The sequence below is a fragment of the Pseudomonas sp. PDM31 genome (genome assembly GCF_019218965.1).
Taxonomy (GTDB): Bacteria; Pseudomonadota; Gammaproteobacteria; order Pseudomonadales; family Pseudomonadaceae; genus Aquipseudomonas.
The window spans coordinates 671,233-685,493 of sequence record NZ_JAHUWS010000002.1 but is presented as its reverse complement, the minus strand read 5'-3'; the positions used below and the strand labels follow the sequence as shown (position 1 = coordinate 685,493).

General features: G+C 60.4%; 11 protein-coding genes. 5 read left to right on the top strand and 6 right to left on the bottom strand.

The window, feature by feature from the left end; all coding sequences use genetic code 11:
- Nucleotides 1-12 precede the first annotated feature (12 nt).
- From KW839_RS06315 to KW839_RS06305, 3 genes are all read right to left on the bottom strand, one after another.
- A complete protein-coding gene (locus KW839_RS06315; protein ID WP_060541621.1) occupies nt 13-1,137 on the bottom strand; it encodes an ABC transporter ATP-binding protein in 1,125 nt (374 codons plus the stop codon).
- Between the two features lie 345 nt (nt 1,138-1,482).
- Nucleotides 1,483-2,112: a response regulator transcription factor gene (locus tag KW839_RS06310; protein WP_060541622.1), complete on the bottom strand. Its 630-nt coding sequence runs from the start codon at nt 2,110-2,112 to the stop codon at nt 1,483-1,485.
- 47 nt (nt 2,113-2,159) lie between these two features.
- Nucleotides 2,160-4,550: a PAS domain S-box protein gene (locus KW839_RS06305; protein ID WP_218423743.1), complete on the bottom strand. Its 2,391-nt coding sequence runs from the start codon at nt 4,548-4,550 to the stop codon at nt 2,160-2,162.
- Nucleotides 4,551-4,623: 73 nt separating this feature from the next.
- Here KW839_RS06305 and KW839_RS06300 point away from each other — a divergent pair, with 73 nt between their 5' ends.
- On the top strand, nt 4,624-5,613 hold the full coding sequence (locus tag KW839_RS06300; protein WP_218423742.1) for an alpha/beta hydrolase family protein: 990 nt from the start codon (nt 4,624-4,626) through the stop codon (nt 5,611-5,613).
- A 139-nt stretch (nt 5,614-5,752) separates the two neighbouring features.
- Here the strand turns inward: KW839_RS06300 and KW839_RS06295 are convergent, their stop codons facing one another.
- From KW839_RS06295 to KW839_RS06285, 3 genes are read right to left on the bottom strand one after another with little or no spacing between them, the layout of a single operon-like run.
- On the bottom strand, nt 5,753-6,520 hold the full coding sequence (locus KW839_RS06295; protein WP_218423741.1) for a DnaJ domain-containing protein: 768 nt from the start codon (nt 6,518-6,520) through the stop codon (nt 5,753-5,755).
- A gap of 1 nt (nt 6,521) precedes the next feature.
- Complete coding sequence (murU, locus tag KW839_RS06290) at nt 6,522-7,193, bottom strand: N-acetylmuramate alpha-1-phosphate uridylyltransferase MurU (protein WP_060541626.1); 672 nt, start codon at nt 7,191-7,193, stop codon at nt 6,522-6,524.
- The gene (locus KW839_RS06285) at nt 7,190-8,209 is read right to left on the bottom strand and encodes an aminoglycoside phosphotransferase family protein (RefSeq protein ID WP_060541627.1); all 1,020 of its coding nucleotides are present in this window, start codon (nt 8,207-8,209) and stop codon (nt 7,190-7,192) included. Before KW839_RS06285 ends, murU begins: the two co-directional genes overlap by 4 nt.
- A gap of 130 nt (nt 8,210-8,339) precedes the next feature.
- Between KW839_RS06285 and KW839_RS06280 the strand changes: the two genes are divergently transcribed.
- From KW839_RS06280 to rsmA, 4 genes are read left to right on the top strand one after another with little or no spacing between them, the layout of a single operon-like run.
- Nucleotides 8,340-11,141: an LPS-assembly protein LptD gene (locus KW839_RS06280; RefSeq protein WP_218423740.1), complete on the top strand. Its 2,802-nt coding sequence runs from the start codon at nt 8,340-8,342 to the stop codon at nt 11,139-11,141.
- A complete protein-coding gene (surA, locus tag KW839_RS06275) occupies nt 11,116-12,438 on the top strand; it encodes a peptidylprolyl isomerase SurA (protein WP_218423739.1) in 1,323 nt (440 codons plus the stop codon). Before KW839_RS06280 ends, surA begins: the two co-directional genes overlap by 26 nt.
- On the top strand, nt 12,435-13,424 hold the full coding sequence (gene pdxA, locus KW839_RS06270) for a 4-hydroxythreonine-4-phosphate dehydrogenase PdxA (protein ID WP_218423738.1): 990 nt from the start codon (nt 12,435-12,437) through the stop codon (nt 13,422-13,424). Before surA ends, pdxA begins: the two co-directional genes overlap by 4 nt.
- Complete coding sequence (gene rsmA / locus KW839_RS06265) at nt 13,421-14,239, top strand: 16S rRNA (adenine(1518)-N(6)/adenine(1519)-N(6))-dimethyltransferase RsmA (RefSeq protein WP_060541630.1); 819 nt, start codon at nt 13,421-13,423, stop codon at nt 14,237-14,239. Before pdxA ends, rsmA begins: the two co-directional genes overlap by 4 nt.
- Nucleotides 14,240-14,261: the final 22 nt, after the last annotated feature.

Here is a 14,261-nt window from a genome sequence, read left to right as displayed (position 1 = left end):
GCCGGGGGGCGATCAATGCGCCTCTAGAAGCGGATCGAGCGCGCGAACGTGTTCGACCTGCCAGCCAAGCGGTACCACGTCACCGACCGCGAGCGTTGGATCGAGCTCGGCAATCGGTTGTTTCACGAAGAAATCGGTCTTGCCGCAGACTTCCAGGCGCACCCGGACGTGGTCGCCCAGATAGATGAATTCCGCCACCCTTCCCGAGAAGCGGTTGACGCACGACTCGCTGGAACCATTGAGGCTCACGCGTTCCGGGCGAATCGACAAGGTGACAGGTTCGCCGGTCCGGCCGACGTTGACCGCCAGGGCTTCAACCTTTTCACCACGACCGAGTTCCACGATGCAGCGGTCGCCGGCCTGGCTATGCAAACGGCCATTGAGACGGTTGTTCTCGCCGATGAAGTTGGCCACGAAGGTGTTTTTCGGCTCCTCGTAGAGCGTGCGCGGCGGCGCGATCTGCTGGATCTCGCCTTGATGAAACACCGCCACACGGTCCGACATGGTCAGGGCTTCGCCCTGGTCGTGGGTCACGTAGACCACGGTCACACCGAGGCGCTGGTGCAGGTGCTTGATTTCCATCTGCATGTGTTCGCGCAATTGCTTGTCGAGGGCGCCGAGGGGTTCGTCCATCAATACCAGCTGGGGTTCGAACACCAGCGCCCGGGCCAGAGCCACACGCTGTTGCTGGCCGCCGGACAGTTGCGCCGGGTAGCGCTGGGCGAAGGCATCGAGCTGCACCATGCTCAGGACCCGCTTGACCCGGTCACTGACGTCACTCTTGTTCATGCCGCGCACGGTCAGGGGGAACGCCAGGTTCTCGGACACCGTCATGTGCGGGAACAACGCATAGTTCTGGAACACCATGCCGATGTCGCGTTTATGCGGCGGTACGTTATTGATCGCGCGTCCTGCCAGGAGGATTTCACCGGCCGTCGGCGTTTCGAAACCGGCAAGCATCATCAGGCTGGTGGTCTTGCCGGAGCCGGACGGCCCGAGCAAGGTGAGGAATTCGCCTTTGCGAATGTCCAGGTTGAGGTCTTTGACGATCAGGTTCTCGCCGTCGTAGCTTTTCTGCACTCCACGAAAGCTGACCAGAACATCATTGGCCCCTGCGCTTGAATCGACCTGGCTCATACCCACACCTTTGTTGTTGATGACTGCTGTGCGGTTAAGCCTAGTGGACACTGGGGACCACGCAAATCGGGGCGCAAGAGAGATTCGCCTCAGCCGGATGGAAGGCCGGGGGTAGGGATTGCCCTACAAGGATGGCGCGTTTTGGCAAACGCAGGGACAAGTTGTCAGCTGCAAGCCACGAGCAACGGCAAAAGCGCAGTCAGGGCGTGTCGTAAATGGGTATGCCATCCCCAGAACTGTGGGAGCGGGCTTGCTCGCGAAGGCGCAGTGCCAGTCGACACATCTGCTGCTGACACTCCGCCTTCGCGAGCAAGCCCGCTCCCACATGGGGGACAATGGTGTTCTTCAGAGCAGTTTGTGTTCCATGGCGTACTTCACCAAATCCGCAAGGGAGGTGATGTTGAGCTTCTGCATCAAGCGCGCTTTGTGGGTGCTGATGGTCTTGCTGCTCAACGCCAGCTGCTGGGCGATGTCGTTGACGTTGGCGCCCTGGGCCAGGCGCTCGAATACCGAAAACTCACGCTCCGAAAGCAAGGAATGCAGGGGTCGCGAATCGGTCAGGCCGACCTCGAAAACCATGCGGTCAGCCAGGTCCGGGTCAATGTAGCGCCCACCGGCTGCGACTTTACGGATGGCCGTCAGCAACAGAGCGGGGTCGCTATCCTTGGTCGCATAACCGGCGGCCCCGACCTTCAACGCCCGTGCGGCCATTTGCGCTTCGTCGTGCATCGATAGCACCAGGATCGCCGGCGGATTGTTGAGCGCACGAATCCGCGGAATCGCCTCCAGACCGTTTACACCCGGCATGGAGATATCCAGCAGCACCACTTCGCAGGGAACATGACGCAAGGTCTCGAGCAACTGCTCGCCATTGCTCGCCTCCCCCACCACCAGCAAGTCCTTGGCCAGGCCGATCAATTGCTTGATGCCTTCACGGACAATGGTGTGGTCTTCGGCTACCAGTACACGGATCACTTGTTTCTCCTCGTTAATGCGTTGATGCCGAAGGCAGGGATCTTTTATCAATCCAGCGGCACTCGAACACTCAGGGTCGTGCCCTCCCCCGGCTCACTCTCAAGCGACAACGCTCCACCCATAATCAACACCCGCTCGCGCATTCCCACCACGCCGAAAGATGTCGGCCTGTCGGTAGTAGGGATAAATCCTACGCCATCATCGCTGACCGTCAGGCACAACTCGTCGTCTTCCAGCGCCAGTGTCAGCTCAACAGTATGCGCCTGGGCATGGCGCATGACATTGGTCAGCGCTTCCTGAAGGATGCGGAACAAGCCGATCGCCTTGGCATCGCTGAGCTGCGGCAAATTGTCCGGCACCTGCACCAGACACGGAATCTGCGTACGCGCTTCGAAACGCCGGGCTTGCCATTCAATGGCCGAAGCGATCCCGGCATCGAGAATCGGCGGGCGCAACGCCGTCGCCACATCGCGGACCAATTGAAACAGTTGGGCAATCAGGCGCTTCATGCTGGTCAGGCGCTCATTCAGGCCCGGGTCAAGCTGCGCGTAGGCCAGTTCGCACATGGACGTTTCCAGCTTGAGTACGGTCAACATCTGACCCAGTTCGTCGTGAACTTCCCGGGCGATACGCGCTTTTTCTTCTTCCCGAACGCTCTCCAGATGCGCGGACAACTCACGCAATTGTTCACGGGAACTGGCCAGCTCGAGTTCGATACGCTTGCTCTCGCTGATATCCCAGACAATGCCATCCCAGACATAGGCGCCGTCTTCAAGCCGGCGGGTAATGGCCTTGATTTCCGCCCAGCGCTGCTCGCCCTGACGCGTCAGGATACGCCCCTGCCATGACCAATCGCTGTCGGTGTCCAGCGCATGATCCTGGGTCTGGTGATAGCCCGCCCTGTCATCCGGATGCACCAGGCTGCGCAGGCCTTTGTCGCGGTGAGCCAAAGTGGCAGGGGAGTAACCGACCAGCGTTTCGCTGCCTTCACTGATGTAGGCAAAGTCGATCTGCCCTGTCACCGGTGCCCGCTCAAGCCTGAAGACCAGCCCGGGAACGTTGGCGGCGATGCCTTGCAGTCGCGCCTCGCTTTCCTGCAACGCAGCAAGGGCGCGACGGCGCTCGGTCACATCGGTGAGGTAGACCACCAGATACTCGCCATCACGAAAACGTAAAAAGCTCAATGAAACATCAACGGGCAGGATGCTGCCATCAGCCCGCACACAGCTGGTCTCGAAACTTTGCGGGCCTTCGTCGCTGGCTCGGGCCCGCCGCCACAGGTTCAGCCAGCGGTCCATGTGCAGGCCAGGCTCAAAGTCGATCAAGGGCCGCTCGATGATCCCCCCGGGCGGGTACCCGAGCATGTTTTCCGCCGCGCGGTTGGCGTAGCGCACATGGCTGTCCCAATTGACCCAGAGAATGCCGACAGTGCTCTGGTCGATGGAAAACTGCGTGAGGCGCAGCGCCTCCTCGCTGGCGGCACGCAGGGCAATGTCTGCCTGCGCCGCAGATAGACGTTGCTCCAGATTGTGTTGCTGGCGACGCTGCCAGTACACGATGGCCATGCAACTCAGCGCCAGCACCGCCAGCAGCAGGCAGAGGTTTTGCCAGAACCCCCGCGACTCGGTCAGCCGCGGATACTTGGGCTGCAGCCATTGGTTGTGCAACTGCTCCAGGTCTTTGGCCGGGATCGCCCGTAGCGCACTTTCGACAATCGCCGCCAACTCCGGCTTGTCGCGGCGCGTGGCCACCCGTAGCAATTGCGGCAAGCCAATATCCCCTACCACCACCAGCCCGGCGAATTCCGGCTCGACAGCCAGACGACCCAGTTGCGCCTCGTCGACCACCGCGTAGGCTGCCTGCTGACTCAACAACAACTGCAATGCCTGACGCTCGATCGGCACGCCCTGCAAATTCAAGTGCGGATAGGTGTTGCGCAGGTAATCGGCCGTAGCGCCGGGCATGCGTACGGCAACGCGGGTCTGGCTGTCGAGCTTTTCCAGCTCCACAGCGCCGGTGCTTTTGCGCTCACTGACCACCAGTTGCGGCACCCGCATGTAGGGGTCGGAAAACTGCCAGAGGCGCAGACCGCCGGGCGTTTGCGTCAGTCCCGGGGCGATATCGATTTCACCCTCTCGGGCCGCTTTCTCTACTTGCTCAAGGTCAGGAAAATTACGCCAGCTCAGTTCGACCTTGAGGCTCTTGGCCAGCCACTTCATCAGTTCGACGTTGATCCCGGAGAGCAGTTGCAGGCGCCGATCGTATTGCACGTAGGGCGCCTGCAATACCACACCGACCCGCAATTCACCTTGCTGCGCCAGCCATTGCTGCTGCATTGGCGACAATTGCACCGTGTGCGTCGGCGGCGCAGATGCCGCCCAGCCCATCAAGGGAAACCACAAACAGCCGATAACCCACAGGCAGCGAAAACGCATCATTGAAATCCCGCTCACTGACAAATACTGACCAACCCATTAGGCTGCCGGAATAACTTCTGGCCTGGAATATCCGATGCCCCCTGTCTACCGCCTGGCGCTGCCAGCATTGTGCCTGTCGTTGATCCTGCCTTGCGCTTTTTCCGTCGAGGCGGCCGATCCGCTGCCTGCCGAGCAAAAGCCCGCAGAAGAAAAACCACTCGAACGTCAGCCGCTGCCAGAGCGTAGCCAGGAAGAGGCAACAGCACTTGAGCGGAAAATACCGACTCAGGAGCAGCAGCAGTTACAAGCGGGCAGCGACACATTTCTGGCCCTGTGGAAGCCGGCCAATACCGCCGATGCCAAAGGCGCGGTGATAATCATCCCGGGCGCTGGTGAAACAGTCGACTGGCCGCAGGCAATCGGTCCATTGCGGCGTAAATTGCCGGATGCCGACTGGAGCAGCCTCAGTATCACCTTGCCCGACCTGCAAAGCGATGCCATTGCGCCAAGAGTCGCTGAAGTGGCACCCGTGGTGAAGACACCCGAGAGCGCCAGCAAAGACTCGACCACCGCTGCGCCTATCGAACAGGCAGCCGGCGGCGAGGCGGATGTAGTCGACAAGCCAACGATCGAAACTCCCGAGGAACACACAAAGGCCGATGCCGAACGAATTTTCACCCGGATCGACGCCGCTATCGCATTCGCCGAACAACAGAGTGCTCGCAGCATCGTGGTGCTGGGGCACGGCACGGGTGCCTACTGGACTGCACGCTATCTGAGCGAGAGGCAACCACCACAGATCGAAAAATTCATCATGGTCGCCGCTCAAACGCCCGCGCAGGCAAAACCCGAACTGGATGAACTCGCGCCCACATTGAAGTTGCCCACTGCTGACATCTTCTATATGGACAAGCCGGCTGATCGCAACGCGGCGCTCGCCCGCCTGCAGGCCAGCAAACGCGTGAAGACGACGGCGTTCAGTCAGGTCGCGCTCAAGGCAATCCCCGGTGACAACAAGGCGCAGCAGGAACAACTGGTGCGCCGGGTGCGGGGCTGGTTGAATCCGCAGAAAGCGGCAGACTGACAGACCGGGTCGTCCTCATCGCGGGCAAGCCACGCTCCCACAGGATTTGAGTCGCATGCAACTTTTGTGATCGACATAAAACCTGTGGGAGCGTGGCTTGCCCGCGAAGAAGGCAGCACAAACAACACTTCAGCCCGGGTCAGCGGAAATCCCGCCGCTGCCGAATCAATGTGTAGGCGTTATGCAGCTCACGAGTCTTGTCAGTAGCCTCGCGAACCTGCATTGCCGTAGCGCCACTGCCGGCAATCTTGTCTGGGTGATGGCGACTGAGCAGGCGCCGATAGGCACTTTTGATCTGCGCCGGCTCACTGGTGGCCGAAACACCCAATAGCCGCAACGCATCCTGATAGGTCGCGGTGCTGTTGCCTAACGGGCGCTTCTGCGGCTCATAATCGCGAGCCAGCGCCTGCACCTGCCAGGCATCCCAGCCCAGCCACTTGCCCCACTGGGAGATCAGTTCGAGCTCGTTGCCACCCGCACGACCGTCAGCCCAAATCATCCGCCAGCAGGCGCGCAGTACGCCTTCGGCCGCGTGGGGCTGGGCCCCCAAGCGACGCAGATAACTGCGAAGCCGATCGCGGCCCGACTTGCCACGGTTGAATGCGGCAATCGCCCGACGCTGGGCCGATTCGGACATCTCCAGGGAGCGCATTTCCGCACGCGCCTGCTGGATATGTCCGCCCAGCACCCGTCCGTCACACTTGGCCAGGCGTCCCAGTAAAACGAACAGCAGCTCATCGTTGCGCAGCATCGGGCGGCCGCCCAGCTTTTCCCGCAAATGCCCCCAGCTCTGCAGGTTCAAGCGCCGATCCAGCGCCTGTCCCAACAACGCGCCGAGCATGGCCCCCGGAATACTGGCGATGGCAAAGCCCGCTCCGGCTCCAATCAGAGTCCCTGGCCACAACATGTCAGCGGCTCGCTTCTAGCAATGCTTCGACTTCAGCCAGACGTTCGTGAGTACCGACATCAACCCAATGCCCCTTCAATCGCTCTCCCGTCACTTGCCCATCCGCCATGGCTTTGCGCAAAAGCGGCGCGAGCTTGAAGGCACCGGCCGCACAGCCATCGAACAACTGTGGGTGCAGTACCGCGATCCCACTGTAGGTCAGGGTAGCGGCTTGCGGTTGACCGTCACTCACTTGGGTACCAATCAGGCTGAAATCTCCGCCCGGATGATGGGCCGGGTTGTCGGCCAGCACCAGGTGGGCCAGGCCGCTGATAGGCTGATGCAGCACACTGAAATCGTAATCGGTCCAGACATCACCGTTGACCACCAGAAAGGCTTCGTCGCCCAACAGCGCCAAGGCGCGGAAAATCCCGCCACCGGTTTCCAGTGGCTCACCTTCGGCCGAGTACTGAATGCTCACCCCGAAACGCGAGCCATCGCCCAGATAGTCTTCGATCTGCTGACCGAGCCATGCATGGTTGATGACGATCTCGGTAAACCCGGCAGCGGCCAGCGCGCGCAGGTGATACTCGATCAAGGGCACGCCGCCCGCGCGTACCAGCGGTTTTGGCGTAGTGAGCGTCAGCGGACGCATGCGCTCGCCTTTGCCCGCAGCCAGAATCATTGCCTTCATGCATTCGCTCCAGCACGCAGACTCGTCAGCAGTTCACCCAACGCGGCCAGTTCAGGACGGCGGGCGACCACTGCTTCTATGTAAGCGAAGAAACGCGGCACGTCACCCAGATAACGCGGCTTGCCGTCGCGATGGCAGATGCGGGCAAAGATACCGATGACCTTCAGATGGCGCTGCACACCCATCAGGTCGCTGGCACGCAGGAATTCCTCGAAATCCGGTTGCACGGGAATGCCCAGAGCGCCCGCCTGCTGCCAGTAAAGCTGGAGCCAGCCGCGCACACGCTCTTCTGGCCAACTGAGGAAGGCGTCCTTGAACAGGCAGGTCACGTCGTAGGTGACCGGTCCATACACCGCGTCCTGGAAGTCCAGCACCCCTGGGTTCGGTTCACTGAGCATCAGGTTGCGCGGCATGTAGTCACGATGCACCAGGACTTTGGGTTGGGCCAGGGCGCTGTCGATCAGCAGGTCGCTGACCTGTTGCCACAAGGCCTGCTGTGCCGAATCGAGCTCGATTCCCAGTTCGCGCTTCACGTACCACTCGGGAAACAACTCAAGCTCGCGACGCAACAGTGCCACGTCGTAGCTCGGCAGCGGCGCCACCATCGGCAACTGCTGGAAAGCCAGCAGCGCTTGCAGGGCATCCTTGAACAAATCGTCGGCGTTTTCGCTGTCGATTACATCCAGATAAGTCTTATTGCCCAGGTCATTGAGCAAAAGAAAACCGCGTTCGAGGTCTTCAGCATAAATTTTTGGCACATTTATTCCGGATTTCGCCAGCAAAAAAGCGATATCCACGAAAGGTTTGCAGTTCTCCTGGGGCGGAGGGGCATCCATGACGACAAAACTTTTGCCTGCGCCTTCCCAGCGGAAGTACCGCCGAAAACTTGCGTCGCTGCTGGCCGCGGTCAGTGTGGCCGGGGGTACGATCCCCCAACCCTGTGCCGCGTAAAGGTTTGCCAGCTGTTCGTCGAGCCAAACTTTCAGGTGTTGCAAACGTACATCTTGGTCAGGCATTGCAAGGGTCTCCGACGGCGCTAGCCGTCAAGCGGGTCATGCTTTATTATCCAGCATCTTTTTCAGACCATCGAGAGGCGTGCGGCCCACACCGCGGGCAGATGGCACGCAGGAAGCCCGGACTAATAAGATGGCATTGAAATCCCCCGCGTTTCGTAAAAAATTTCCGTTGCTGGTAACCGGCAGTTTGCTGGCACTGCAACCCCTCGCCACTTCGTTCGTCGTCGCCGCGGAACAGTATGACTGCTCCGTCTCGGCTTCGGGTGCCTGGAATTGCGCGCCGAAGACGTCGGCAGCTGCTTTGCCGCCACGTCCCGTGCATGACGGCAGTGCAGTCTCCGCAACCGGCGAGGCCCCAGCTGCCGAGAGCGGTTCCGGCGAAGCAACAGTCGCCAAGACGGCGCTGGTCACCGAAGCCAAGGGCCGTGGCCTGAAGTCGCGTAGCGAAGACTACAGTCACCTCGACTGGGTTCCCCGCGATCAGCTCACCGCAGCACAATTGGCCGAAACCGGTCCTTATTGCTCTGGTTCCTATATCGAGCCAACTCGTCCTGGCATGAGCGACAAGACGAATAAAAGTGACGCACCGACCTTCATCGGCGCCAAGGCTTCGCGCTACAACACCGAAAACCAGGTCGGCACGCTGGCCGGTGACGTCGTGTTGCGTCAGGGCAGCATGCAGGTCGAATCCGACGAGGCCAGCCTGTATCAGGCCGAGAGCCGCGCCGAACTCAATGGTGACGTGCGCATCCGCGACAACGGCGCCCTGATCGTCGGCGACCACGCCGATGTGCAGCTCGACACCGGTGAAGCCAAGGTCGACAACGCCGAATACGTGATGCACAAATCCCGTATCCGCGGCAACGCGCTGTACGCCAAGCGTGCGGAAAACGCGATCATCCGCCTCAAGGACGGTACGTACACCACCTGCGAACCGAACAGCAACGCCTGGCAGCTCAAGGGCAACAACATCACCCTGAACCCGGCCACCGGCTTCGGTACCGCGACCAACGTGACACTGCGGGTCAAGGACATTCCAGTCCTGTACACGCCGTACATTTACTTCCCGATCGACGACCGTCGCCAGTCCGGCTTCCTGCCGCCGACCATCGGCACCGGCACCGACACCGGCTTCATGCTGGTTACTCCGTATTACTTCAACCTGGCGCCGAACTACGACGCCACGTTGTATCCACGCTACATGTCCGATCGCGGCCTGTTGATGGAAGGCGAGTTCCGCTACCTGACCAAATCCAGCGAAGGTCAGTTCGGTGCGGCGTACCTCAGCGACGAGAACGACGATCGCAAGCTGCAGAGCGATTACCAGAAAGACCGCTACATGTATAACTGGCAGCACAAGGGTGGCCTCGACTCGCGGACCCTCGCGCAGGTCGACTACACCGAAATCAGCGATCCGTATTACTTCCAGGATCTGCAGACTGACCAGATTGGCGTGAAAAGCGCTGACTACGTGAACCAGCAAGGCTCCATCACCTACCGTGGTGACAGCTACACCGCTCGCCTGAATGCCCATGCCTATGAGCTGGCAAGCGTTTCCAACATCACGCCGTATGACCGGTTGCCGCAGATCACCTTCGATGGTGCGCTGCCGTATCATCCGGGTGGTCTCGATTTCACGTACAACACTGAACTCGTGCGGTTCGACCGGGATCTGCAAAACGGCAGTTTCACCGATGAAGACGGTAATGTGGCACCCCGCCTTGATACCAACGTCGTCGGCCTGGCGCGCGCAAACGGCGACCGCCTGAACCTTGCACCTGTGGTCAGCCTGCCGCTGAACTGGACTTATGGGTTCCTCAAGCCGTCGCTCAAGTACCAATACACTCAGTACCAACTGGACCTGGACAGTCAAGGCAAAGCCTTTATCGACGGTCAGACTCCAGAACAGGACAGGCTCCTGGGGACTTTCGACAGTAATCAGAACCGTGCGGTGCCGATCGCCAGCGTCGACAGCGGCCTGTACTTCGATCGCAACACCCAATGGTTCGGCAAGAACTACCGCCAGACTCTCGAACCACGCCTGTTCTACCTCTACGTACCAGAGGAAGACCAGGAAGACATCCCGGTATTCGATACCAGCGAATACACCTTCAACTATGCGTCGCTGTTCCGTGACAACCGCTTCTCCGGTGCCGACCGTGTCGGCGACGAGAACAAGCTGTCCCTGGGCGTGACCAGCCGCTGGATCGAAGACGATGGCTTCGAGCGTCAACGCGTCAGCGTCGGCCAGGCCTTGTACTTCAAGGATCGCGAAGTCCAGTTGCCGGGCATCGATGCCAAGACCCGTGAAGATGCGCAATCCGACGTTTCGCCTTACGCACTGGAATACGAGTACCGCTGGAACCGCGACTGGCGCACCACGGCCGACTACAACTGGGACCCGGACAGCCGCAGCCCTCGCTCGGGCAGCGCGATGTTCCACTACCAGCCTGAAGACAATCCGAACAAGGTCATCAACGCCGGCTATCGCTATCGTAATGACCAGGTCCGTTACGACCAGAACACTGGTAAATGGACCGTCGGTGGCGGTGACTACGGCACTCCAGGCCAGCCTGGCTACGTGAAGGATTACTACAAGATCGTACAGCACGATTTCTCGGTGATCTGGCCGATCGTGCAACAATGGAACCTCATCAGCCGCTGGCAGTATGACTACAACCAAAACCGTACCTTGGAAGCCTTCGGTGGTTTCGAGTACGACAACTGCTGCTGGAAACTGCGCCTGATCAACCGTTACTGGGTTTCCTATGACGAATTCAGTCAGGAAGCTCCTGAAAACGAAAAAGGCGACCATGGCGTCTTCCTCCAAATTGTTCTGAAGGGACTCGGCGGCCTTACCGGCTCCAAAGTAGAGAGCTTCCTCGACAAAGGCATTCAAGGTTATCGTGAACGTGAAGACCAAGCTTTCTGATTGTCTGCGCCCGCTGATGCTGGGCGCGCTGTTCCTGAGTACTGCGGCGAGCGCCGCAGTGCAGTCCATCGACAAAGTGGTGGCCATCGTCGACAACGACGTGGTCATGCAGAGCCAACTGGACCGTCGGGTCAATGAAGTTCAGCAAACCATTGCCAAGCGTGGTTCTGCCGTGCCGCCAGCCAGCGTGTTGGAGCAGCAGGTACTTGAACGCCTGATCGTCGAAAACCTGCAATTGCAGATCGGCGAGCGCTCCGGCATCCGCATTACCGACGAAGAGCTGAACCAGGCTGTCGGCACCATCGCCCAGCGCAACAACATGTCGATTGAACAGTTCCGCGCAGCCCTGGCTCACGATGGTCTGTCTTACGACGACGCACGTGAGCAGATTCGTCGCGAAATGGTGATCAGCCGTGTGCGTCAGCGCCGCGTCGCCGAACGCATCCAGGTCTCCGAGCAGGAAGTGAAGAACTTCCTGGCTTCCGACCTTGGCAAAATGCAGCTGTCCGAAGAGTTCCGGCTGGCCAACATCCTGATTCCCACGCCGGAAAGCGCCAACTCCGAAGCGATTCAGAATGCTGCCAGACAGGCCGACGCGGTTTACCAGCAGCTCAAGCAAGGTGCTGACTTTGCTCAACTGGCCATTGCCAAGTCCGCCAGCGAAACCGCACTGGAAGGCGGCGACATGGGCTGGCGTAAAGCCGCTCAACTGCCACCTCCGTTCGATCGCCTGCTCAGCAGCATGACCGTTGGCGACGTGACCCAGCCTATGCGCACCCCGGGGGGCTTCATTATCCTGAAGATCCTCGACAAGCGTGGCGGCGAAACCCAGATGCGCGATGAAGTGCATGTGCGTCACATCCTGGTCAAGCCAAGCCCGATCCGCGACGAAGCAAAAACCAAGGCGCTGGCCGATTCGCTCTATACCCGTATCGAATCGGGTGAAGACTTCGGCGAGCTGGCGAAAAGCTACTCGGAAGATCCGGGATCTGCCCTCAACGGCGGTGACCTGAACTGGATCGACCCGAACGCATTGGTGCCCGAGTTCCGCGAAGTGATGGCCAAGACCCCTCAAGGTCAGCTGTCGCGCCCTTTCCAGACTCAATACGGCTGGCATGTTCTGGAAGTCCTTGGCCGTCGCGCCACCGACAGCACCGCCCAGGCTCGCGAGCAACAGGCGATGACCGTACTGCGTAACCGCAAATACGACGAAGAACTGCAAACCTGGCTGCGTCAGATCCGTGACGAAGCGTACGTAGAAATCAAACTCCCTGGCGCAGACCAGGCAGCGCAGTGAAACCCCAACGTTTCGCGCTGACACCCGGCGAACCAGCCGGCATAGGTCCCGACCTGTGCCTGCTGCTCGCCTCGCAAGCCCAGCCACACCCCCTTATTGCCATTACCAGCCGTGACCTGCTCTCCGAGCGGGCCACGCAGTTGGGCGTGGCCGTCGACTTGTTGCCAGTGACCCCGGACAACTGGCCGGATGCACCGGCGCCAGCCAACAGCCTGTACGTCTGGGATACCCCGCTCAACGCCAGGGTCACAGCCGGACAACTGGACAAGGCCAATGCCGTGTTCGTCCTTGAAACCCTCACCCGGGCCGGCCAGGGCTGCCTGGACGGGCATTTCGCCGGCATGATCACTGCCCCCGTGCACAAGGGCGTGATCAACGAGTCGGGGATCGCTTTTTCCGGACACACGGAATTTCTCGCCGACCTGACCCATACCGCACAAGTGGTAATGATGCTGGCTACACGCGGATTGCGTGTAGCCCTGGTGACCACTCACCTGCCCCTGCGCGAGATTGCCGATGCGATCACGCCGCAGCGTCTGGAACGAGTCACACGCATCCTGCATGCCGATCTGCAAAACAAGTTCGGCATCGCCCGGCCGCGCATCCTGGTCTGCGGGCTCAACCCCCACGCCGGCGAAGGCGGACACCTGGGCCATGAAGAAATCGATATCATCGAACCCACATTAGAGCGCCTGCGCAGCGAGGGAATGGACCTTCGTGGCCCCCTGCCCGCCGACACTCTGTTTACCCCCAAATATCTGGAGCACTGCGACGCAGTGCTGGCGATGTACCATGACCAGGGCCTGCCAGTGCTGAAGTACAAAGGCTTCGGCGCGGCAGTCAACGTGACCCTCGGCTTGCCGATCATCCGCACATCGGTCGACCATGGCACCGCCCTGGACCTGGCCGGCAGCGGCAAGATCGACACCGGCAGCCTGCAAGTCGCCCTGGAAACCGCCTACCAGATGGCCGAGACCCGTTTATGACCGAGCAATACCAACACAAGGCGCGCAAACGCTTTGGCCAGAACTTCCTGCACGATGCCGGCGTTATCGACCGCATCCTGCGCTCCATCCATGCCAAGGCCGAAGACCGCTTGCTGGAAATCGGCCCTGGCCAGGGTGCACTGACCCAAGGCCTGCTCAGCAGCGGCGCCCAGCTCGACGTGGTGGAACTGGACAAGGACCTGATCCCGATCCTCAACCAGCAGTTTGCCGGCAGGAGCAACTTCAACCTGCATCAGGGTGATGCGCTGAAGTTCGACTTCAACAGCCTGAATGCTGCGCCGGGCAGCCTGCGCGTGGTCGGCAACCTGCCGTACAACATCTCGACGCCGCTGATTTTTCACCTGCTGCACAACTCGCACCTGATTCGCGACATGCACTTCATGCTGCAAAAGGAAGTGGTCGAGCGCTTGGCGGCAGGTCCCGGCGGCGGCGATTGGGGCCGGTTGTCGATCATGGTCCAGTACCACTGCCGGGTCGAGCATCTGTTCAACGTTGGGCCGGGGGCGTTCAACCCGCCACCAAAAGTCGATTCAGCCATCGTGCGCCTGGTGCCTCACGCCGTACTGCCGCATCCAGCCAAGGATCACCGCCTGCTTGAGCGCGTCGTGCGCGAAGCGTTCAACCAGCGTCGCAAAACCCTGCGTAACACGCTCAAGCTGCTGCTGAGCAACGACGAGATCACTGCCGCCGGTGTCGACGGCAGTCTGCGCCCGGAGCAACTCGACCTGGCTGCCTTTGTGCGACTGGCTGACAAGCTCAGCGAACAAGTCGTACAGACGCCTGCCGCAGACTGACAGGCGATGAGCGCTATCGGGT